Annotated in this window: 19 protein-coding genes; 17 read left to right on the forward strand and 2 right to left on the reverse strand. The window is 65.5% G+C overall.

The annotated features are described in order from the left end of the window. The first annotated feature begins 18 nt into the window (after positions 1-18). The 17 genes from hisC (at position 19) to C4900_RS04330 (ending at position 18118) form a co-directional block, all read left to right on the forward strand. Positions 19-1122 (forward strand): histidinol-phosphate transaminase, encoded by a 1104-nt coding sequence (gene hisC / locus C4900_RS04250; protein WP_114282365.1) that lies wholly within the window; start codon positions 19-21, stop codon positions 1120-1122. Beyond that, positions 1119-2015 (forward strand): prephenate dehydrogenase, encoded by an 897-nt coding sequence (locus tag C4900_RS04255; RefSeq protein ID WP_065972173.1) that lies wholly within the window; start codon positions 1119-1121, stop codon positions 2013-2015. Before hisC ends, C4900_RS04255 begins: the two co-directional genes overlap by 4 nt. Then, positions 2002-3318, forward strand: coding sequence for a 3-phosphoshikimate 1-carboxyvinyltransferase (gene aroA / locus C4900_RS04260; protein WP_114282366.1), 1317 nt, complete (start codon positions 2002-2004; stop codon positions 3316-3318). The genes C4900_RS04255 and aroA overlap by 14 nt, the downstream gene beginning before the upstream one ends. After that, positions 3315-3983: a (d)CMP kinase gene (gene cmk, locus C4900_RS04265; protein WP_065971605.1), complete on the forward strand. Its 669-nt coding sequence runs from the start codon at positions 3315-3317 to the stop codon at positions 3981-3983. Before aroA ends, cmk begins: the two co-directional genes overlap by 4 nt. A gap of 88 nt (positions 3984-4071) precedes the next feature. Then, positions 4072-5745: a 30S ribosomal protein S1 gene (gene rpsA / locus C4900_RS04270; RefSeq protein WP_114282367.1), complete on the forward strand. Its 1674-nt coding sequence runs from the start codon at positions 4072-4074 to the stop codon at positions 5743-5745. A gap of 15 nt (positions 5746-5760) precedes the next feature. Continuing rightward, positions 5761-6039 (forward strand): integration host factor subunit beta, encoded by a 279-nt coding sequence (locus C4900_RS04275; RefSeq protein WP_065971607.1) that lies wholly within the window; start codon positions 5761-5763, stop codon positions 6037-6039. Between the two features lie 81 nt (positions 6040-6120). Further along, the gene (locus C4900_RS04280; RefSeq protein WP_065971608.1) at positions 6121-6417 is read left to right on the forward strand and encodes a LapA family protein; all 297 of its coding nucleotides are present in this window, start codon (positions 6121-6123) and stop codon (positions 6415-6417) included. Continuing rightward, the gene (gene lapB, locus C4900_RS04285) at positions 6407-7582 is read left to right on the forward strand and encodes a lipopolysaccharide assembly protein LapB (RefSeq protein WP_065971609.1); all 1176 of its coding nucleotides are present in this window, start codon (positions 6407-6409) and stop codon (positions 7580-7582) included. The genes C4900_RS04280 and lapB overlap by 11 nt, the downstream gene beginning before the upstream one ends. Beyond that, complete coding sequence (gene pyrF, locus C4900_RS04290) at positions 7572-8291, forward strand: orotidine-5'-phosphate decarboxylase (protein ID WP_114282369.1); 720 nt, start codon at positions 7572-7574, stop codon at positions 8289-8291. Before lapB ends, pyrF begins: the two co-directional genes overlap by 11 nt. 44 nt (positions 8292-8335) lie before the next feature. After that, complete coding sequence (rfaE1, locus tag C4900_RS04295) at positions 8336-9271, forward strand: D-glycero-beta-D-manno-heptose-7-phosphate kinase (protein WP_114282371.1); 936 nt, start codon at positions 8336-8338, stop codon at positions 9269-9271. Then, positions 9268-10269: an ADP-glyceromanno-heptose 6-epimerase gene (gene rfaD / locus C4900_RS04300; protein ID WP_114282373.1), complete on the forward strand. Its 1002-nt coding sequence runs from the start codon at positions 9268-9270 to the stop codon at positions 10267-10269. The genes rfaE1 and rfaD overlap by 4 nt, the downstream gene beginning before the upstream one ends. Positions 10270-10279: 10 nt before the next feature. Next, positions 10280-11692, forward strand: coding sequence for a mannose-1-phosphate guanylyltransferase/mannose-6-phosphate isomerase (locus C4900_RS04305; protein ID WP_114282375.1), 1413 nt, complete (start codon positions 10280-10282; stop codon positions 11690-11692). Positions 11693-11767: 75 nt separating this feature from the next. Beyond that, positions 11768-13558 (forward strand): ABC transporter ATP-binding protein, encoded by a 1791-nt coding sequence (locus C4900_RS04310; protein ID WP_114282377.1) that lies wholly within the window; start codon positions 11768-11770, stop codon positions 13556-13558. A 10-nt stretch (positions 13559-13568) separates the two neighbouring features. Further along, positions 13569-14471: an NAD-dependent epimerase/dehydratase family protein gene (locus C4900_RS04315; protein ID WP_065971615.1), complete on the forward strand. Its 903-nt coding sequence runs from the start codon at positions 13569-13571 to the stop codon at positions 14469-14471. Then, positions 14468-15223 carry a glycosyltransferase gene (locus tag C4900_RS04320; RefSeq protein WP_170132405.1) on the forward strand — a complete coding sequence of 252 codons (756 nt, stop codon included), beginning with the start codon at positions 14468-14470 and terminating at the stop codon, positions 15221-15223. The genes C4900_RS04315 and C4900_RS04320 overlap by 4 nt, the downstream gene beginning before the upstream one ends. Continuing rightward, on the forward strand, positions 15220-16257 hold the full coding sequence (locus tag C4900_RS04325; RefSeq protein ID WP_147267117.1) for an MraY family glycosyltransferase: 1038 nt from the start codon (positions 15220-15222) through the stop codon (positions 16255-16257). The genes C4900_RS04320 and C4900_RS04325 overlap by 4 nt, the downstream gene beginning before the upstream one ends. Next, on the forward strand, positions 16226-18118 hold the full coding sequence (locus tag C4900_RS04330; RefSeq protein ID WP_114282383.1) for a polysaccharide biosynthesis protein: 1893 nt from the start codon (positions 16226-16228) through the stop codon (positions 18116-18118). Before C4900_RS04325 ends, C4900_RS04330 begins: the two co-directional genes overlap by 32 nt. 71 nt (positions 18119-18189) lie before the next feature. Here C4900_RS04330 and C4900_RS04335 read toward each other — a convergent pair whose 3' ends face one another. Both C4900_RS04335 and C4900_RS04340 read right to left on the reverse strand, forming a co-directional pair. Next, positions 18190-20475: a nitric oxide reductase activation protein NorD gene (locus tag C4900_RS04335; RefSeq protein ID WP_114282384.1), complete on the reverse strand. Its 2286-nt coding sequence runs from the start codon at positions 20473-20475 to the stop codon at positions 18190-18192. Further along, a complete protein-coding gene (locus tag C4900_RS04340; RefSeq protein ID WP_065971618.1) occupies positions 20459-21271 on the reverse strand; it encodes a CbbQ/NirQ/NorQ/GpvN family protein in 813 nt (270 codons plus the stop codon). Before C4900_RS04340 ends, C4900_RS04335 begins: the two co-directional genes overlap by 17 nt. Between the last annotated feature and the right edge of the window lie 48 nt (positions 21272-21319).

Below are 21319 nucleotides of genomic sequence, written 5' to 3' on the forward strand. Positions count from 1 at the left end.
ACGGAGAGTGTGATGGCGATGGCATGTGACCCCGTGATCCTGGCGGCGCCTGGCGTTCGCGGCCTGGTGCCCTACCAACCGGGCAAGCCCATAGAGGAACTGGAGCGCGAACTGGGCGTGACCGGGGCGATCAAGCTCGCCTCGAACGAGAACCCCTACGGGCCAGGGGCAAAGGCCAAAGCGGCGGCTGCGGCGGCCTTGGCGCAGATGGAGCGTTATCCCGACGGCGGCGGTTTTGCCTTGAAGCGTGCGTTGGCGCACCGCCTCGCGGTGTCGGAGCGCCAGATCACGCTCGGCAACGGATCCAATGACGTCCTGGAACTTATCGCCCGCACCTTTCTTTGTCCAGGTGAGACCGCGCTGTGTGACGAGCACGCCTTTGCGGCCTACGCGATCAGCGTGCGTGGGATAGGGGCGCATATGATCCAGGTGCCATCGCGCGCCTACGCCCATGACCTCGATGCCATGGCGCACGCCTTGAGCCCGAGCGTGCGTATGGTGTTTTTGGCCAACCCCAACAACCCGACTGGTACGTGGTTTGGCCGAGAGGAGCTCGCAGGTTTTCTGGCCGCGGTGCCGGCATCGACGATCGTGGTCTTGGACGAGGCCTATCTCGAGTACGTGACCGAGCCGGACTACCCGGACGGCTGTGGGTTCCTGGCCCGTCACCCGAATCTCGTGGTTGTGCGGACGTTCTCCAAGATCCACGGGCTCGCCGGCCTCAGGGTCGGCTATGCCGTGTCCGACCCGGCGCTCGCAGAGCTCATGAACCGCCTGCGTCAGCCGTTCAACGTCAATATCGTGGCCCAGGCAGCGGCCGTGGCGGCGCTGGCGGACAAGGCCCATGTGGAACGGATGCGTGCGGTGAACGCCGCCGATCGCGCCACGCTCGCCGCGGCCCTCCGCGATCACGGTCTGGGCGTCCTCCCGTCGGTGGGCAATTTCCTGTGCGTCGAGGTGGGTGATGCCGCGCGCCTCTATGAGGCGTTGTTGCGTCAGGGCGTCATCGTCCGGCCGCTCAAGCCCTATGGCATGACTGCGCATCTGCGTATCACAGTCGGGCGGCCCGAGGAGAACGCACGCCTCCTGCGCGCCCTTGCCGATATCATGAGGGCGGCATGAGCCCTGCGGCACACGAGGTCGTGATCGGCGCCCGCCGGCTTGCGATCGTGGGTGTGGGTCTCATGGGGGGATCGCTCGCCGCGGCCTTGCGGGGCGCCCGGTTCGTGGATCGGATCGTGGGGGTGGACGAGGACCCGCGGTCGCTCGGTACGGCGCACGCGCACGGCCTGATCGACGACATGCAGGATCTCGAGGCGGCGGTGGCCGAGGCCGATCTCGTGGTGTTGGCGACACCACTCGGGGCCTTGCCCGGGTTGCTCGCGAGGCTATCGCGGTGCCTGCCGGCGCGCGCCGTCGTGACCGACATGGGGAGTGCCAAGCAGCCAGTGGCCGAGGTCGCGCGCGCGCTTGGTCTCACCCGCTTCGTGCCCGGTCACCCCATGGCCGGCGGCGAGTGTTCGGGGCCTGCGGCCGCGCGCGCCGATCTGTTCGCCGGCCGTAGCGTCATTCTGACGCCTACGGAGACCACCGATGATGAGGCAGTGCGCGCCGTGCAGACGATGTGGACGGCGGCCGGGGCCCGCGTGGTCATGGCGGACGCCGCGACCCACGACCGGCTCGTGGCGTACACGAGCCATCTCCCGCACCTGCTTGCGTTTGCGTGTGCCGAGCTGCTCGCAGAGTACGCGCCGGCCGAGGCGTTGGCGCCATTCACCGGTGCCGGACTCAAGGATTTTTTGCGTATCGCCGGCAGCGATCCCGTCATGTGGCGGGATATCTGTGCGGCCAATGCCGCGTCTCTCGCCCCGGCGCTCGCCGCTTACGCCGAGCGCCTGGCGGGCTATAGCGAGCGCGTGGCGTGCGGGGATTTCGAGGGGCTTTTGGGCCATTTCGCGAAGGCCCGGGCGTTTCGTGCCGATTTGATGCGCAGGAGCACCCATGGCGAGCATTGATTACACGGTACGGGGCGGCGGGCCGCTCGCCGGCACGGTGACGGTCGCCGGCGACAAGTCAATCTCACATCGCGCGGTCATCCTGAGCGCGCTCGCCGAAGGGCGCAGCGAGATTGCGGGCCTGCTCGAGGGCGAGGACGTCCTTGGGACAGTGGCCGCATTTCGCGCGCTGGGGGTGACCATCGATGGCCCCCGCGACGGCCGGCTGACGGTCGATGGGGTCGGGCTCCATGGCCTGAAGGCCCCGGTGGGGGCCCTCGATCTCGGCAATTCCGGTACCAGCATGCGCCTGCTCGCAGGACTCATGGCGGCGCAGCCGTTTGGGACGCGCCTCGTGGGCGATGAATCCCTCATGCGCCGGCCGATGGAGCGGGTAGCGGCGCCGCTGCGATTGATGGGGGCGGTGATCGAGACCGGAGAGGGCGGGCGGCCGCCGTTGCACATCGTGGGGGGGCGGGGCTTGCACGCGATCGAATATCGCATGCCGATGGCGAGCGCCCAGGTGAAGTCAGCGATCCTGCTGGCGGCCCTGTACGCGCGCGGGCGCACGGTGGTGATCGAGCCGGCCCCGAGCCGCGATCATAGCGAGCGCATGTTGGCCGGTTTCGGTTATCCGGTTCACCGCGACGGCGCCACGATCACGATCGAGGGTGGCGCCGGACCCTTGCGTCCGGTACAGCTCGATGTGCCCGCGGACCTCTCCTCGGCGGCGTTTTTCCTGGTGGCGGCGAGCATCGTGCCGGGGTCTTGTCTACGCCTGCCACGGGTCGGCATGAACCCGACCCGGCGGGGCGTGATTGACATCCTGCGCGCCATGGGCGCGCACATCGAGGCCGAGAACGAGACCGTGGCGGGTGGCGAGCCGGTCGCTGATCTTGTGGTGCGTTCCGCGCCGTTGCGCGGTATAGCCATACCTCGTGAACTCGTGCCGCTTGCCATCGACGAATTTCCGGCGTTATTCATAGCGGCGGCCTGCGCCCAGGGGACTACGACCGTGCGTGGCGCCGAGGAGTTGCGGGTCAAGGAGAGCGACCGGCTGGCGGTCATGGCGCGGGGTCTGGCGGCCCTCGGGGTGGCCGTGGAGGAGTACCCGGACGGGCTCGCCATCCGCGGGACGCCGCTTAAGGGCGGGGTCATCGAGTCCGGCGGCGACCATCGGGTCGCGATGGCATTCGCAGTCGCCGGTCTGAAGGCCGCGGACGCCGTTTTGGTACGCGACTGCCGCAACGTCGCCACTTCATTCCCGGGTTTCGTGGCGTGCGCGAAGGCTGTCGGGTTCGATCTCGAGGTAAACGCCTCATGATCCCGGTGCTTGCGATCGACGGCCCGTCGGGTTCCGGCAAGGGCGCGGTCGGCATGGGGGTAGCCGAGCGGCTCGGCTGGCATTATCTGGATAGCGGCGCGGTCTATCGCGCCTTGGGGCTTGCGGCCTCGTGGGCGCAGGTGGCCTGCGACGATGAGCGTGCGCTGCGCGCGCTTGCCGCCGCGCTCGACCTGCGCTTCGCCGGGGGGGCGGCGGCCGAACCACAGGTCTATGTCAACGGGCGCGAGTGCAGCGTGGCCCTGCGGGGCCCCGAGGCCGCGGATGCGGCCTCCCGGGTGGCGGCGCTCGCCGGCGTGCGCCAGGCGCTCCTGGACCGCCAGCGCGCCGCGCGCAGGCCCCCGGGGCTGGTGGCCGATGGTCGGGACATGGGCAGCCATGTCTTTCCCGATGCCTTCCTGAAGGTCTTTTTGACCGCGAGCCCCGAGGTACGCGCCGCGCGCCGCTACCATCAGTTGAAGGCAAAGGGGTTCGGTGTTACGCTTCCACAGCTTATACAGGAGATTCGGGAACGGGACGAGCGCGACGCCAATCGCGCGGTCGCACCGCTCAAGCCCGCCCAGGGTGCCATCGTGCTTGACTCGTCGGCCCTTGGGCTTCAGGACGTCATCGACCGGGTGCTCGCCATGGTGAGCTGTTCGGCCTAGTCGTTCTTCATGCACCGGATCAAAGACCAATGGCCGGACGTCCGCTGCCGGCCCAGCCGCCCCTTCGGGGCCTTGAGACCAGAGATACATGAGCCAAAGCTTTGCCGAATTGTTTGAAGAGAGCATGCAGTCCTGCCAGATGCGCCCCGGAAGTCTCATTGTGGGCGAGGTGGTGCATGTCGATGACGAGGTCGTGGTGGTCAATGCCGGCCTCAAGTCGGAAGGCGTGATTCCGACGGAACAGTTCCGCAACGCCAATGGCGAGGTCGGCGTCAAGGCGGGCGACCGGATCGAGGTGGTCATAGAATACATGGAGGACGGCTTCGGCCAGACCCGCCTGTCGCGCGAGAAGGCCTGTCGCGTCAAGGCCTGGGATGTCCTGGAGGAGGCGTTCGAGAAGCAGACGGTCGTGACCGGCATCATGACCGGCAAGGTGAAGGGTGGCTTTACGATAGCGATCGACACCATTCGCGCGTTCCTGCCCGGTTCGTTGGTGGATGTGCGTCCGGTACGCGACCCGTCCTACCTCGAAGGCAAGGAGCTGGAGTTCAAGGTCATCAATCTCGACCGCAAGCGCAACAACGTGGTGGTCTCGCGGCGCGCGGTCGTGGAAAACGAGATATCGGCGGAGCGCGACCAGCTGCTCGCGAATCTCGAGGAAGGCCAGATCGTGAAGGGCATCGTGAAGAATCTCACGGATTACGGTGCGTTCGTCGATCTCGGCGGGGTGGATGGACTGTTGCACATCACCGATCTTGCCTGGAAGCGCGTGAAGCATCCCTCGGAGATGCTCAATATTGGGGATGAGGTCGAGGCCAAGGTCCTGCGCTTCGATCGTGAACGTAACCGCGTGTCGCTGGGCTTAAAGCAGCTGGGTGACGACCCGTGGGTCGATCTGGCCCGGCGCTACCCGATCGGGACCCGGATCTTCGGTAAGGTCACGAATATCACCGACTACGGCGCGTTCGTGGAGATCGAGGAGGGTGTCGAGGGCCTGGTCCACGTCTCGGAGATGGATTGGACCAATAAGAACGTGCACCCGACCAAGATCGTGCAGTTGGGTGACGAGGTGGAGGCCATGATCCTCGACATCGACGAGGAGCGCCGACGGATCTCGCTTGGCATCAAGCAATGCCAGCCCAATCCCTGGGAGGAATTCGCGGCCTCGCACAACAAGGGCGACCTGGTGAAGGGGCAGATCAAGTCGATCACCGACTTCGGGGTATTCGTGGGACTCGAGGGGGGTATCGACGGGTTGATTCACCTGACGGATCTGTCGTGGAGCCGCGCCGGGGAAGAGGCGGTTCGTGATCTGAAGAAGGGTGATGAACTCGAGGCCGTGGTCTTGGCGGTCGATCCTGAGCGCGAGCGGATCTCGCTTGGTGTGAAGCAGATGGAAGGCGACCCGTTCAATAACTACTGCGCGGAGCACGGCAAGGGCGCGGTGGTGAGCGGGGTGGTGACGGCGGTGGATGCCAAGGGTGCGACGGTACGGCTCGCTGATGACGTCGAGGGCTATCTGCGCGCGGCGGAGGCGGCGCGGGATCGCATCGAGGACGCCCGCGTGGTGTTGAAGGAAGGGGATACGGTCGAGGCCAAGGTCATGACCATAGACCGCAAGAACCGCAAGATTACGCTCTCGGTACGCGCGAAGGACATGGAGCGCGAGAACGAGGCCGTGCAGGAGTATACGCGCAGGGCGCCGCTTGCGACCTCGTCTTTGGGCGACAAGCTGAAAGAGAAGCTCGGGCAGAAGGAGTAATGGGGCTTTAGGGCGATGACGAAGTCGGAACTCATTCAGAGCCTCGTGGCGAGTCAGCCGCAATTGGATCAGCGGGATGTGGAGCTCGCGGTCAAGGGTCTCCTGGAGTGCATGTCGAACGCCCTGCAGGCTGGTGAGCGGATCGAGGTGCGCGGGTTCGGCAGCTTCTGTCTGCACCATCGCCCGGCACGGCTCGGGCGCAACCCGAAGACCGGCATGAGCGTACAGGTGCCGGATCGGCGGGTCCCGCATTTCAAGCCCGGGAAGGAATTGCGGGAGCGCGTCGACCAGTAAGGCCGATCGCTGGGGCGGAATGGAAAAAGAGCGGCATGGGTCCAAGCCCGTGCCGTTTTTTTTGAAGGGGGTGCGGTTTCCATGAAACGAGTCCTCTACGGATCACTGGCGATTATCGTCATCCTCATAGGCCTGGGTTTCGCCTATAAGAATGCCGCCGATGTCACCGTACGCTACTACGGGGGGCTTGCGTGGCGGGCGCCGCTTGCGCTCGTGCTGGTGGCGGTGCTGGTGATAGGGATCATCCTGGGGTTTCTGGCCGGCGTGAATCGGTTGGTGCGCGTGCGGCGCCAGCTGGCGGTCGCGCGCAAACAGGTGCGCCAGATGGAGCAGGAGGTCGCGAACCTGCGGGCCTTGCCCATAAAAGATGTTCTTTGAACATGCCTCACTGCTTATCTGGTTACTGCTCCCGCTCGCGGCCGGGTCCGGGTGGGCGGCCGCCCGCTATGACCAAAAGCGTCATCGTGCGCGCAAGGATCTGCCCACGGCCTATTTCAAGGGCCTGAACTTCCTGTTGAACGAGCAGGCCGACAAGGCCATCGAGATCTTCATCAAGGTGCTGGAGGTCAACTCCGAGACCGTCGAAACCCATCTCGCGCTCGGGAGCCTGTTCCGGCGACGCGGGGAGGTGGAGCGCGCCATCCGCGTTCACCAAAACATCATCGCCCGCCCGGCCCTGGATCGTCACCAGCGGGCGCGGGCGTTGCTCGAGCTTGGGCAGGATTACCTGAAGGCCGGGCTCCTCGACCGCGCCGAAAACCTGTTCCTGGAGCTTGCCGAGATCCGCCTCCATAACGAGGAGGCCTTGCGGCTTTTGATGCATATCTACCAGCAGGAACGGGACTGGGAGAAGGCGATCAGCGTATGTCGCAGGCTCGGACGCTCGGGCGGGCCGGGTCTGCACGATGTCATCGCGCAGTACTATTGCGAGTTGGCCGAGGAGGCCTATAAGCGCAACGAGCATGACGTGGCACGCGAACAGGCCCGACGGGCGCTCCAGAACGACAGGGCGTGTGTGCGGGCCAGTATGGTTCTTGGTAATATCGAGGCCGACCTCGGTCGCCACAAGGAGGCCATAAAGGCGTGGCGGCGGGTCGAGATCCAAAACCCGCTGTATCTCGGCGAGGTGGCGCAGTCGCTCGCCAAGAGCTATCAGGCGGTGGGCGACGAGGAGGGCCTGTACCGGTTTTTCCAGGAGGCCCTCGGGCGGCATCATGACATCGCGCTCATGCTGGCGCTGGCCGATGTCATCGAGCGTCGCGATGGGCAGCGGGCCGCCGAGGCGTTCATCGTGTCGTGGTTGCGCCGCCAACCCTCGGTGCGCGGCCTGAACCGCCTCATAGGACTGCATTTGGCGCAGGCGTCGGGGGAGTCGCGCGAGGATCTGGCGATCCTGAAGGGGATCATCGAGAAGATTGTCGAGGGCCGCCGTCGCTATCTTTGCCACCAGTGCGGGTTTTCGGGGCAGTCCTTGCATTGGCAGTGCCCCGGCTGCCATCGTTGGAACACCGTCACGCCGTCAGGAGAGGACGATGTCGTTTGAGGACCCGACTATCATCGTGGCCCTGGATTTTTCGGAGGCAGGGGCCGCGCTCGCGCTCGCGCGCAGGCTCGATCCGGCACAGTGCCGGGTCAAGGTCGGTCTCGAACTCTTCAGCGCCGAGGGCCCGGCGATCGTCCGTACCCTGCAGGGCCTCGGTTTCTCGGTATTCCTGGACCTCAAATTCCACGATATACCAAACACGGTGGCGAGCGCCTGCGCGCGCGCCGCGGACCTCGGGGTGTGGATGGTCAATGTCCATGCCCTGGGAGGGGCACGTATGCTGGCCGCCGCGCGCCAGGCGATCCCCGCGGGTGGCCCGCGTCTCATCGGTGTCACGATCCTCACGAGCCATGGTCCCGAGGACCTGGCGGCACTGGGTCTGGGCGATAGCAGCGAGCGCGTACGCGGGCTGTCGGTATTGTGTCGCGAGGCGGGCCTGGATGGCGTGGTATGCTCGCCGCGCGAGGCCCACGAGCTCCAGGACCTGCGCGCCGGCGGCTTCGTACTGGTCACGCCCGGTATCCGCCCCGAAGGCGCACCGCCCGACGATCAGCGGCGCACGCGGACGATCCGCGAGGCCCTGGCCGCGGGCGCCGACTATCTGGTTGTGGGTCGGCCGGTGACGCGTGCGCCGGATCCGAGCGCAGCCCTCGCGGCGTGCCTCGCCGAGGCCCGCGGCGCGCCCCGGCCCGTGCTTTTCGACACGTAGAGAGAACCGCGGTGACAGATCAGTTTTCCAGGGTATTGGATCGCATGGCCCAGGCACGGGTCACGGTAGTCGGGGACGTGATGCTCGACCGTTACTGGTACGGAGGGGTGGAACGGATCTCGCCTGAGGCGCCGGTGCCGGTGGTGGCGGTAGGGCGCGTCGAGGAGCGCCCCGGGGGCGCGGCCAATGTCGCCCAGAACATCGCCGGTATCGGTGCGCGCTGCGTATTGATCGGATTGTGCGGGGCCGATGCCGCCGCCGATGCGCTGGCGACGCTGCTCGCCAAGTCGGGCGTCGGCCATCGGCTGATCCGCGACCCGCTTGTCAATACCACTGTGAAGCTGCGCGTGGTGTCGCGCAACCAGCAGCTCATCCGCATCGATTTCGAGACCCAGGCGACCCCGGACGGCTGCCGCGATCTCGTGGCGGCCTGCAAAGACGGGCTGACGGATGCCGGCGCGGTGATCATCTCGGACTACGGCAAGGGCGGCTTGAATCATGTGCGTGAGATCGTCGCCTTCGGGCGCAAGGCCGGCCTGCCGGTGGTGGTTGATCCCAAGGGCGATGATTACCGGCCGTATCACGGGGCCACACTCATTACTCCAAACCGCAAGGAGTTCGAGCAGGTCGCGGGGCGTTTTCGCGACGAACACGAGCTCGAGCGCAAGGCGCGCGACCTCATCGCGGAACTGGCGCTCGATGCGCTGCTTATCACGCGCAGCGAGGAGGGCATGACCTTGTTCGAGAAAGACGGCCGGCGCACGCATGTACCGGCTCGCGCCCACGAGGTTTATGACGTGACCGGCGCCGGCGATACCGTGATCGCGATGATAGGTGCCGCGCTCGCGGTTAAGGCGAATCTCCTCGAGGCCATACATATCGCCAATGCCGCCGCCGGCATCGTGGTCGGACATCTGGGGGCGGTGGTGGTACCGCGCGATGAGCTAGCGAAGGCCTTGGCTACGGAGGACCAGTCATGATCATTGTCACGGGCGGCGCGGGGTTCATAGGCGCCAACATCGTCAAGGGGCTAAACGAGCGTGGTCGCGACGACATCCTCGTAGTCGACAACCTCGAGCGCGGCGACAAGTTCCTGAACCTGACGGATTGCGAGATCGCCGATTATCGGGACAAGCGCGATTTTCTGGCAGATATCGACAGGGGCGCCTACGCAGGAGGCGTCGAGGCGATATTCCACGAGGGCGCGTGTTCCGACACCATGAACCACGACGGCCTGTACATGATGCGCAACAATTACGAGTTCTCGAAGACATTGCTTGCGTTTTGCGAGCGCGAGGGCGCGCAGTTCCTATACGCATCCTCAGCCTCGGTCTATGGCGGCGGGCGCGTGTTTCGCGAGGAGCGCGCGATGGAATCGCCGCTGAATGTCTACGGGTACTCGAAATTTCTCTTCGATCAGTATGTCAGGCGCCACGCCACCGGCGCTTGTCAGGTAGCGGGTTTTCGGTATTTCAATGTCTATGGGCCGCGTGAGCAGCACAAGGGACGCATGGCGTCGGTCGCCTATCATTTCTTCCATCAATATCGGGAGACCGGCCAAGTACGGTTGTTTGGCGCAAGCGGCGGTTATGCCGCAGGCGAGCAGCGCCGCGATTTCGTGTCGGTCGAGGATGTCGTCAAGATCAATCTGCATTTTTTCGAGCACAAGGAATTGAGCGGCATCTATAACGTGGGCACGGGGCGTGCGCAGACCTTCAACGATGTGGCCACCGCCACGGTGAATGCCGTGAGGCGCCAGGGCGGCGAGGGACCCTTGACGACCGCCGAGCTCATAAAGCGCGATATCATCACCTATATCCCGTTCCCCGAGGCGTTGGCCGGCAAATATCAGAGCTACACACAGGCCGACGTAGGCGCGCTACGACAGGCGGGCTACAGCGCCTCCACTTACGACGTCGCGCAGGGCGTGGGTCGCTATGTGGAGTGGCTGTTGACCCGCGCCAGGCCGGCTGAATGAGGGTCTTGCCGTGAAACTTCACCCCATTGTCCTGTGCGGCGGCAGCGGCAGCCGGTTGTGGCCGCTGTCGCGCGATGAACACCCAAAGCAGCTGCTCCCGCTTTTGGGGGAACGCAGTCTCTTGCAGGAGACCGTGTTGCGTCTGGAGGGGCTTGCCGATGTCGCCGCACCGGTGGTGGTCAGCAATGCCCAGTACCGTTTCCTGATCGCCGAACAGATGCGCGAGATCGGCAAAATGCCGTGTCCCTTGTTGCTTGAGCCCGCGGGCCGCAATACCGCCCCGGCGCTCACCCTTGCGGCCTTGCGGGTGCTGGCCACCGACCCCGAGGCCTTGCTGTTGGCGATGCCGGCCGACCATGCCATGACCGATGCCGCGGGATTTCGTGCGGCGGTCGGCGCGGCGCTTGAGCTCGCGACGGCCGGGCGCCTCGTGACCTTCGGGGTCGTGCCCGATGCCCCTGAGACCGGTTATGGGTACATCCGCCGGTCGGCGGGGGGAGAGGTCGCGGAATTCGTGGAGAAACCGGATCTTGCGCGCGCCGAGGCGTTTTTGGCCTCTGGCGATTATCTCTGGAACAGCGGGCTTTTCCTGATGCGCGCGACGCGCTGGATCGAGGAATTGCGACGCTACCGTCCGGACATCCTGCAGGTCTGCGAGGCGGCGATCACAAGCGGCCGCCAGGATTATGATTTCTTTCATGTCGGGGCCTGTTTCCAGGACTGCCCAGGGGAATCGATCGATTACGCGGTCATGGAACATACCGGCGCGGCCTCGGTCGTACCGCTCGCCGCCGGCTGGTCGGATGTCGGCGCCTGGGATGCGCTCTGGGACATCGGCGCCAAGGACGAACACGGCAATATGGTGCGTGGCGATGTGGTGACGCAGGGCTCGCGGGATAATCTCATCGTGGCCGACAACCGGCTGGTGGCGGTGCTCGGCGTGCACGACCTGGTGGTAGTCGAGACCAAGGATGCGGTGCTGGTGGCCCACCGCGCGCGCGCCCAGGAGGTGAAGGAGTTGGTGGCGCGGCTGAAGGCCATGGCGCGCAGCGAATGCACGACGCCAAGTCGCGTGTGGCGACCCTGGGGGTTCTACGAGTCCCTGGATAATGGCGCCCGTTTTCAGGTCAAGCGCATCATGGTGCGGCCGGGCGCGGCGCTGTCATTGCAGATGCATCACCATCGCGCCGAGCATTGGGTGGTGGTCAAGGGGACTGCGCGCGTCGTGCGCGATCACGAACAATTCCTGATTACCGAGAACCAGTCCACCTACATTCCGGTGGGCGTGCGCCATCGCCTGGAAAACCCGGGCCTGATCCCGCTCGAGATGATCGAGGTGCAATCGGGGGGCTATCTCGGAGAGGACGACATTACACGTTTCGAGGATATTTACCGACGCATGGAGCCGTCGGTCGGCGGATAGCGGCATCGATCGGCCCGTGCGCCGGACGGTTTCGTCAGGGGACCGTGGCGGGGATCGCCTGGGTCAAAGGGGACGATGATGAGGACGTTATGGCGAATCTTGCGACCCGGCGAGCGCCGCGAGGCGCTCAGGATTTTCCTGTGGATGGTGATCACGTCGGGTTTTGAGATGCTGGGTGTGGGTGTGGTCTTGCCGGTGGCGATGTTCCTCGTCGACCCGCGCCACGTCATGGCCATGCCCGCCGTGCGTACGGTCGAGCGGTTTCTCGGGATCTCGTCGGGACGGGATTTCGCGGTAGCGCTCGCGCTCATGCTGCTTGTGGTCATAGGGGCCAAGGCGGTGGTCGTTTCGCGTGGCTACCGCCGCCAGTTCGGCTTCCTTTACCGCCTGCAAAAGGACCTTTCCGACCGCCTGCTCGCAGGCTACATGGCCGCGCCCTACGCCTTTCATTTGACGCGTAATAGTACCGATCTTTTGAAGAATGTGCGGGGCGAGATCCCGGTCCTGACCGACGGGGTCTTGTTGCCGGGCCTGCAGCTTATAAGTGAGCTTGTGGTGTCGCTGGCCGTGTTCGGGCTTTTGATGGCGGTGAGTCCGGGCCTTACGCTTGGTATCGGCATAGTCCTGGGTGCGGCGTTCGCGGTCGTATTCCGCGCCACCCGCATGCGCAGCGAGCGCCTTGGGCGTGCCCGCCAGGACGCGCTGACGTCGATGTTCCGGCACGCGGCGACCGGTCTTTCGGCGATCAAGGATCTCACGGTCCTTGATCGCCAGGACCGGCTCTTGTCGCAGCACGAGCAGGCCACGCGCCGTTACAGCGAGGCGAGTGCGGCACAGATGGTCACCGTGCACATGCCGCGGCTTGCCATCGAAGGGCTGGCGTTTGCCGGCCTGATCGGCATCCTTTTGTATGCGGAGTGGATCCTGCGCCGGCCGCAGGCCGCCATTCCGCTCATGGCCATGTACGCCATGGCGGTGTTCCGGCTCATGCCATCACTGACCAAGATGCTGAATGCGGCGATGTCCATACGCTTCAACCGCGCGACCATCGCCATCGTCGCGCAAGCGCTCACCGAGGTCGCGCCGACCGGGGACGAGGAGACCGCTTCCGTGGCCTTGCCCTTCAGCCGCGAGATCACGCTGTGCAACTTCAGTTATTCCTATCCGGGCAGCGCCCGTCACGCGCTCGAGGGCGTTGATCTCACCATCGCCAAGGGTTCGGCAGTGGCCTTCGTGGGGCCGTCGGGGGCCGGCAAGAGCACGCTGGCAGACGTCCTTCTGGGGCTATTGCAGGGTAATGGCGATGTGCTCGTAGACGGCGAGCCGTTGGCTCCGGGGGCCATGAAGGCGTGGCGCCGGCAGATCGGCTATGTGCCGCAGCAGGTCTATCTTGCCGACGATACGGTCGCCGCCAATGTCGCGTTCGGTGTCGCCGAACACGAGATCGATCGCAAGGCGGTGATGCGTGCGTTGACGACGGCGCAACTCATGCATTTCGTAGCCGAGCTCCCCGCTGGCATCGATACCGAAATCGGTGATCGCGGCGCGCGGTTGTCGGGTGGCCAGCGCCAGCGCCTTGGCATCGCCCGGGCCCTGTACCACGATCCGGCCATCCTCGTCCTAGACGAGGCCACCTCGGCCCTCGACGGACCCACCGAGACCGATCTCGTCGCCGCGATCACGGCGCTTGCCAGGCACAAGACCCTGATCGTGATTGCGCACCGTCTGAGCACGGTGGCGTGTTGTGATCAGGTCGTGCTGCTCGAGGGCGGGCGGGTCGTGGCGCGCGGGGTATTCGCGGAACTTGCGCGCCAGCATGCGTTTTTTCAAGGGGGCGGGCCACTGGCCGCGAGCTCGGTGGCATGAGGGAGACGGGATGCGCGTACTCGTGACCGGGGCCCGCGGCTTCATCGGCACGGCCCTGGTTCCGGCCCTGGAGGCCGCCGGTCATACCGTGCGCGGCGTGGGACGGGGCGCACGCCCAGCGGTGAAGGACTGGTGGCAGGCGGATCTTACCGTGCCGGAGTCGCTGGCGGGCGTGTGCGATGCCTGCGAGGCCGTCATCCATCTCGCGGGGGTCGCCCATACCCGTGCCGGTGCCCACGAGCACGAGGCGGTGACCGTCGCCGGCACCCGGGCGCTCATCGCCGAGGCCCGCGCGGCGCATGTCGCGCAATTCCTGTTCGTGAGCAGCATCAAGGTGGAATGCGCGCGCGACGCCTACGCCGAGAGCCGCCGCATGGGCGAGGACATGGTGCGCGCCTGCGGCCTGCCATCGGTGGTGATCGTGCGCCCGGCGCTCGTTTATGGCCCTGGTATGCGCGGTAACCTTAACCGGCTGGTGCAGATGGCAGATCTTTCCTGGCCCCTGCCGATCCCACGCGGGGGTGCGCGCCGCAGTCTCGTACATTGTGAGGACCTTGCGCGCGTGCTGGTGGCGTTGTTGGCGCATCGCGCGCGCGATGCCCTATATACCGTGACCGACGGCGCCTCCTACACCATGCGTGATATCTATGATCTCATGAGGGCCGCCCTCGGCCGCCCCGCGGCGCGTTATGCCCTGCCCGAAGGCATCGTGCCGGCCGTGGCGCGGTTCGGCGATTGGATGACGCGCTTGACCGGCCGCCGATGGCCATGGAACAGTGACGGACTTGCGCCGCTGCTCGCATCGTGCACGAGCGACGACCGGCGTGTGTGGGCAGACCTCGGCATGGTCCCGGGTTATACGCTGGCGTCGGGCATCGCCGCGATGGTGGCGGCGCGCGGGGCGCGGTTGTGAATCCGCAGGCTGTCAGCGCCGTGCCGCGTATCGTGGTGTCGGTGGTGAGTCATGGGCAAGGCGCGCTCATCGCGCACCTTTTCTCGGATATCGCGGCCGTGTGCCGCACGCCCGTGCACGTGGTGTTGACCGTCAACCGGCCCGAGACCCTTCCGGATCTCGCGTCTCCGTTTCCTGTCACGGTCGTGCGCAATGCCGCCGTGCGCGGGTTTGGCGCCAACCACAACGCCGCCGCCACGGTGGTACCCTCCGATATCTTTTGTGTCGTGAATCCTGACGTGCGCCTGAGGCATGATCCCTTTCCGCCCCTGATAGCGCGGCTTGAGAGTCAAGACGTGGGGGTGGCGGTGCCGCTCGTGGTCGGGAGCACGGGCGAGGCGCAAGACAGCCTGCGATCCTGGCCGACGCCGCTTGGCGCGGTACGCCGGCTCATCGCCGGGGCGCGGCCGGCAGATAGGGGTGATGACTGGGCGGCGGGGATGTTCATGGCGTTCAGGACTGCGACCTTCCGGGCGATCGGCGGCTTCGATCCCGGCTACCATCTCTATTATGAGGATTGCGATCTGTGCTGCCGGCTGCGGCTCGCCGGCCTGCGCGTGGCCGTGGCGCCGGATGCGGTGATCATTCATGACGGTCAGCGCACCTCTCACCGTCGCCCACGCTATCTCCTGTGGCATGTACAGAGCGCGCTGCGCTTCTTTCGATCGGCCGGCTATCGGCGGTTGCGCGCGCGCCGCGCACGGTCCCTGTGAGCATCAGGCCGTGGCTCATGGATGCCGCCGGGGCGTGCGTCGCCTGGCTTGTCTGCTGGCTGCTCGCTCATCCGCGCAATCCCTGGCAGGTCCTCGACTGGCCCAACGAGCGCTCGCTGCATGACCGGCCGGTACCGCGCACCGGCGGGCTTGCAATCGTCTGCGGGGTGCTGGTGGCGGCCTTCGGGCTCTCGTGGGACGCCGCGCCGGGCGGTCTCGTCACGGCCGCCGCGATCCTCGCAGTCGCGCTCGTGTCGTGGTATGACGATCGCAAGGGGCTAAGCCCACGCCTGCGCCTGGCCGTGCATGGGGCCGCCGCCATGACGGTGGCGGTCGCCGGGATCCGACCGCCGGTCGCATGGCTACCAGGGGTTACGGTGACTCTGGGCGGCTCTATTACGGTGCTTGTCACCACGCTCTTTCTCGTATGGTGGATCAACCTCTACAACTTCATGGACGGCATGGATGGCTTTGCAGGCGGCATGGCGGTTTTTGGGTTTGGCGCCCTGGCCATGCTCGGCTATCGCGCCCATGATCCGGCCTTTGCCGGCATTGCGCTTATGGTGGCGTCCGCGGCCCTCGGGTTTACGGTGGCGAACTTTCCGCCAGCACGGCTATTCATGGGGGACATGGGGGCCACCGTGCTCGGGTTCATGGCCGGGATCATGATCCTCACCGGCAGTGCGCGCGGCGATTTCCCATTGTGGGCCGGGCTTGCGGTGTTTTCACCATTCCTGGTCGATGCCACCGTGACGCTCTTGAAAAGGGTGGCCCGCGGCGAGCGCCTCACGGCCGCCCACCGCGGGCATTACTACCAGCGCCTGGTGCGCGCCGGTCTATCCCATCGCCGCACCGTCCTTGGCGAATATGGTCTGATGGTGGTCTGTGGCCTGTCGGCCTACGCCGGGACCGGGGCGTCGCGACCCGTGCAATGGGCTATAATTGCCGCTTTGGCGATTCTGTACGGCGTATTGGCCGCCCTGGTGCGGTGGCGGGAGGGACATGGGCAGATTTGCGGCAAGGACGCGCGTTAAGGCGCCGAGCGGGCGCTGGGCGGTCGTGGCGCATGATCTGGTCGCGATTGCGCTCGCGTGGCTCGGGGCCTATTGGCTGCGTTTCAACATGGGTTATGTCCCGCATGTCTTTTGGGAGCAAGGCGTGCGGCTCTTGCCGGCGATTCTCGTAGTCCAGGGGCTCGTGTTCTGGGGCATGGGACTCTACCGCGGCCTGTGGCGCTTTGCCTCGGTCCCGGACCTCCTGCGCATTTTCAAGGCCATAGTAGTCAGCACGGTGGCCAGCGCCTTCGTGCTGTTTCTGTGGGTGCGGCTTGCCTGGGTGCCGCGCTCGGCCTTCGTCCTAGACGGGTTGCTGCTTACGATGTTGCTCGGCGGCCCACGATTCTTCTACCGGTTTTTCAAGGACCGCGGGCTCTACCAGCTAGCGGGCAAGAAGGCCCTGATTGCCGGCGCCGGACGGGCCGGCGAGATGCTGGTCCGCGATCTCTTGCGCGACTCGGGTATCGGTTTCCGGCCGGTGGCGTTCGTGGATGACAATCCACGGCGCATCGGCCAGGAGATTCACGGGGTGCCGGTGGTCGGCGATTGCGGGCAATTGCCGCAAGTGGCCGAGCGTCTCGAGGTCGATATCGTGTTTATCGCCGTCACCGAGGCCAAGGCCAGCCACATGCGCCGGCTCATAGAGCTCTGCGAGCGTACCGGCCGTCCGTTTCGTATCCTTCCGGGCCTTCAGAGCGTGGTGGACGGCCAAGTCACCGTCTCGGAGTTGCGCGAGGTGCGCATCGAGGATCTCCTCGGCCGCGAACCGGTGCTCTTGCATCAAGCCGAGATCGCCGCCGGGGTGGGCGGCAAGGCGGTGCTGGTAACCGGGGCCGGCGGTTCCATAGGATCGGAGTTGTGCCGGCAGATCGCCCAGCTTGCGCCGCGCCGACTGATCCTCTTCGAACGCAGCGAATTCAACCTCTACAATATCGAACTCGAGCTGCGCCGCGATCATCCCGATCTCTCGTTGCTGCCGGTATTGGGTGATGTGCGCGATGCCGTGCTCGTGAACCGGGTCCTCGGACGCGAGCGCCCTGACATGATCTTTCATGCGGCCGCCTATAAGCATGTCCCGATGTTGGAAGGGCAAAGCCGAGCTGCGGTGATGAACAATGTATTCGGGACCGAGACCTTGGCGGTGGCCGCGGATCGCCATGGATGCGCGGTCTTTCTACTCATATCGACCGACAAGGCGGTGAATCCCTCCAACATCATGGGCGCCACAAAACGCGCAGCGGAGATCTTGTGTCAGGAGATGAACTCCCGCTCGCAGACACGATTTCTCACCGTGCGTTTCGGCAATGTCCTGGGGTCTGCGGGCAGTGTCATCCCGCTTTTCAAGGCCCAGATCGCAAGTGGCGGGCCGGTCACGGTCACGCATCGCGACATCACCCGTTACTTCATGACGATCCCCGAGGCCTGCGGGCTCATCTTGCAGTCGAGCGTCATAGGTGAGGGCGGGGAGATCTTCGTTCTCGACATGGGTGAGCCCGTACGTATCGGCTATCTCGCGGAGCAGCTGATCCTCCTGTCCGGCAAGCGGCCCGGGCAGGACATCGAGATCGTTTATACCGGGCTTAGGCCCGGCGAGAAGCTCTACGAGGAATTGTTTTATGCCGATGAGACACTACTTGAGACCGTGCACCCCAAGATCCGCGTTACCCCGGGAAGCTGTGGCGATCCGGCGGCCTTCGCCCGCGGGCTCGACCGCCTGCGCATGTTGTGCGCCGAGGACGATGAGCAGGGATTGGCGGAGGCCTTGAGGGAGGCGATAGGGCTTACGCACGCCCCGTGCGACGAGTCGGCGCGTATGACCCCCGCCCCGAGCGAGACATGAGGCCACCCGCCGGGCGTGCCGTGTGCGCGGGCTTGTGCAAGCCGTCCGCCGAAGACCGCGGCCATGGCGACTTAGGCGGTGAGGGCGAGGAAGATCTCGGGAAGCCTCTCGGGCAGGCGCTCGATCCGGTCGATGATACTAAAGTGTTGGCCGAAGATCCGCCGGACGTAATCGTCGGCGCGGGCATCGAGGCTGATGCAATGACAGTAGATCCCTTTACGCTCCAGTTCCCGCACCGCCTGCCGCGTATCGGCGATGAGGAACTCCGGATCGCTCACGTCGAGGTCGGAGGGTTGACCGTCGGTCAGGATGAGCAGGAGGCGCTTGTCTTTTCGGGGTTGCAATAGATAGTGCCCGGCATGCCGCAGGGCGACGCCCATACGTGTGGAGTAGCCGACCTGCATGGCCGCGAGCCGGCCACGGACATCGTCGTTCCAGGCCTCGGAGAATCCCTTGATATGCCAGAATCGGGCTTCATGGCGGGTATTGGAATGAAACCCGGCTATGGCAAACGGGTCGCCCAATCGGTCGATGGCCCAGGCCAGCAGGGTCACCGCCTCCTGTGCCAGGGAGAACACGGTCTGATCGGCGTGGCCGCCCCGGACGGGGTCCCGGAGAGAGGCCGAAAGGTCGAGAAGCAGGCTCACTGCGACATCGCGTCTGGCGTGACGAAAGCCCTGGTTGATGCGCGGGTCGACGGTGTGGCGGCAACGATAATCGATCCACGAACGCAGGGCCCAGTCGAGGTCGAGCTCGGACCCGTCCTCCTTACGACGCAGTCGCTCGCGGTCCTGGGGCTTGATCTGGTCGAGGATGCGCGTCAGGCGTCGCGCCAGCGGGGCATTCTTCTGTAAGAGGCGCTCGATCTCGTCGGCGCGCCCGCGCGGATGGAGATGTTCGTGGAGGGTGACATGGTCGGGGAGATAGTCTCGGGCTAGGTAGTCCCATTCCGGATAGTGATAGATGATCGACGGGCCCTCCACTATGGCCTCCGGCGCCGCGGCGACATCGTCGGCCTCCTCGCCGACATCGATGAAGCGCCACAGATGACGGTTGTCATCGCGGTACGGGACTTCGGTATCCGTGAAGTGGATGCGCGCAAAGGTGTCACTGGGTAGTCGGGTTTGAATGACGTATTCGGTTGCCAGGGCTGCCATCCCCTGGGTGTCGCCGTCGCCATCAGCGAGCCGGTCTTGAAAATCGCCCACGAATTTCCGGAGGAGGGGGTCATGATAGCCATGTCCCGGATCCAGGATGGCGCGCGAGAGCATGGCCAGGCGATGACGAATGCAGGATTCTTGCGCGGGGTCGCAGGCCTCTTCCCGAGGGTGCGGGTGGAGCGCGAGCAGCGGTTTACGCAGGCCGGGGAAACGACGCAGGAGCAAGGTGTCGATGCGCGCATCCTCGAACCATTCGATGGCAAGCCGCTGAAAGGGACTCCAGTTGTCGGCGACCAGGGCTTCGCTGAAGCGCCGATGCGTGGCGAGGTGCGCAAGGATCAGTCGATAGTGACCTGCGCCGTACACGCCATCGCGGTCCACGCACAGGTCGGGCAGGTGCAGGCCCAGGGCGTCCGCGTAGGGCTGTGGTCTGCGTAAGTGGTCGAAGGCCTCGGAATAGGGGATGAGCGGGCGAGGGTCATCCCACAGGGCGCGCAGGTACAGCTCCAGCTGGCGCTCGTGCGTACGCAACAGGACGCCACGTCGCTGGCGCTGGAATATCGCTTGACTGTCGGCCGAGCGCATCGCCAGATAATCGGCCTGCCGTTGCGGGTTTCCCGCGTAATGGCGCAGGCCATGTTCCACCCATTTCCGCAGACCCTCGAGGCGTACCTGGCGCAGCCGTTTAGGGGCCACGCGGATCAGTTCGGGCAGGACGTGGCTCGGGAGGATCGCGTGTCGACCATGGATGGAGGTAGTGCTGCGTCCTGCGACCTCTGCGAGGAGGTCGAGGTAGGCCGGCAGCGGCGCGTCGTGGCCCAGGGAATCGACCAGCGCCGGGAGGGTCTCGAAGAATACGCCAAGGACGTCGCCGTTGGGCGTGCGCTGGATGTGCCGCACCCAGCCCATGATGGTCGCGAGGTGTTCAGGGCCGAGTCGCGGGGCAACGGCCGGCCAGGCCTCCAGGAAGGCCAGGACCGGCTGCGCCCCGCGTCCGAGCTTGCAGAGAAAACGCGCTGCCTCGATATAAGCGGCAAGGTCGGCCTCGCCAAGGCACGCCTGTGCGGCCTGTAGGCGCGCGGCGAACACCGACTGCACGGGTGCGAATGCGCAATCGAGTCGCCGCCGCCAGTGGTCGATGCCGTCTTGGGATGATGCGGCCTGCGGTGGTGCGCCGGGATCAGCCGAACAGGGCATCGATGGCGTGTTCTAGTGTGGCGCGGATATCGTCGTCATCGGTCAGCGGGTCCACCAGTGCCATGCGGCAGGCATGTTTCGCGGCCATGCCATCGGCCATGAGCGAGGCGGCGTACACCAGCAGGCGCGTGGATATACCCTCGTCTAGCCCGTGGCCTTTCAGTCTTCGCGCGCTCTCCGCGAGCCCTATGAGCCGCAATGCCAGTCCGGGATCGATACCGGTTTCGCGCGCCAGGATTTCGGCCTCCACGTCCGCTGACGGGTAGTCGAAACGAAAGGCCGTGAACCGCTGTTTGGTGGATGGTTTCAGATCCTTCACCAGGGATTGGTAGCCGGGGTTATAGGAAATCACCAACTGAAAGTCCGGATGCGCCTGTATGAGCTCACCTTTCTTGTCCAACGGCAGCTGGCGACGATGGTCGGTGAGCGGATGGATGACGACCGTGCTGTCCTGGCGCGCCTCGACGATTTCGTCCAGATAACAGATGGCCCCGTGGCGCGCGGCCTGCGTCAAAGGCCCGTCCTGCCAGCGCGTGCCGTCGCTGTCGAGCAGCCAGCGCCCGACCAGATCCGCGGCCGTCATGTCTTCGTTGCAGGCCACGGTGAGCAGGGGCCTGCCAAGTCGCCAGGCCATGTATTCGACGAAACGCGACTTACCGCAACCCGTGGGCCCCTTGATCATCACCGGCAGCCGCCTTTCATAAGCGGCCGTGAACAGGGCGATCTCCTCGGCCTGCGGGCGATAGTACGGTTCGTCTTTGATGCGGTAGTCTTTGAGAAAATCGCCATGATTCATGCGCGGATCCCTTTCTTTATCAAACGCGAAGACCTCTGGGAAAGCGTG

It is taken from the genome of Acidiferrobacter thiooxydans (assembly GCF_003333315.1).
GTDB classification, from domain to species: Bacteria; Pseudomonadota; Gammaproteobacteria; order Acidiferrobacterales; family Acidiferrobacteraceae; genus Acidiferrobacter; species Acidiferrobacter thiooxydans.

What these genes read in the sequence shown, in the direction of transcription:
- hisC (WP_114282365.1), top strand. Translation starts at nt 19, where the DNA reads ATGGCATGTGACCCCGTGATCCTGGCGGCGCCTGGCGTTCGCGGCCTG.
- C4900_RS04255 (WP_065972173.1), top strand. Translation starts at nt 1,119, where the DNA reads ATGAGCCCTGCGGCACACGAGGTCGTGATCGGCGCCCGCCGGCTTGCG.
- aroA (WP_114282366.1), top strand. Translation starts at nt 2,002, where the DNA reads ATGGCGAGCATTGATTACACGGTACGGGGCGGCGGGCCGCTCGCCGGC.
- cmk (WP_065971605.1), top strand. Translation starts at nt 3,315, where the DNA reads ATGATCCCGGTGCTTGCGATCGACGGCCCGTCGGGTTCCGGCAAGGGC.
- rpsA (WP_114282367.1), top strand. Translation starts at nt 4,072, where the DNA reads ATGAGCCAAAGCTTTGCCGAATTGTTTGAAGAGAGCATGCAGTCCTGC.
- C4900_RS04275 (WP_065971607.1), top strand. Translation starts at nt 5,761, where the DNA reads ATGACGAAGTCGGAACTCATTCAGAGCCTCGTGGCGAGTCAGCCGCAA.
- C4900_RS04280 (WP_065971608.1), top strand. Translation starts at nt 6,121, where the DNA reads ATGAAACGAGTCCTCTACGGATCACTGGCGATTATCGTCATCCTCATA.
- lapB (WP_065971609.1), top strand. Translation starts at nt 6,407, where the DNA reads ATGTTCTTTGAACATGCCTCACTGCTTATCTGGTTACTGCTCCCGCTC.
- pyrF (WP_114282369.1), top strand. Translation starts at nt 7,572, where the DNA reads ATGTCGTTTGAGGACCCGACTATCATCGTGGCCCTGGATTTTTCGGAG.
- rfaE1 (WP_114282371.1), top strand. Translation starts at nt 8,336, where the DNA reads ATGGCCCAGGCACGGGTCACGGTAGTCGGGGACGTGATGCTCGACCGT.
- rfaD (WP_114282373.1), top strand. Translation starts at nt 9,268, where the DNA reads ATGATCATTGTCACGGGCGGCGCGGGGTTCATAGGCGCCAACATCGTC.
- C4900_RS04310 (WP_114282377.1), top strand. Translation starts at nt 11,768, where the DNA reads ATGATGAGGACGTTATGGCGAATCTTGCGACCCGGCGAGCGCCGCGAG.
- C4900_RS04315 (WP_065971615.1), top strand. Translation starts at nt 13,569, where the DNA reads ATGCGCGTACTCGTGACCGGGGCCCGCGGCTTCATCGGCACGGCCCTG.
- C4900_RS04330 (WP_114282383.1), top strand. Translation starts at nt 16,226, where the DNA reads ATGGGCAGATTTGCGGCAAGGACGCGCGTTAAGGCGCCGAGCGGGCGC.
- C4900_RS04335 (WP_114282384.1), bottom strand. Translation starts at nt 20,475, where the DNA reads ATGCCCTGTTCGGCTGATCCCGGCGCACCACCGCAGGCCGCATCATCC.
- C4900_RS04340 (WP_065971618.1), bottom strand. Translation starts at nt 21,271, where the DNA reads ATGAATCATGGCGATTTTCTCAAAGACTACCGCATCAAAGACGAACCG.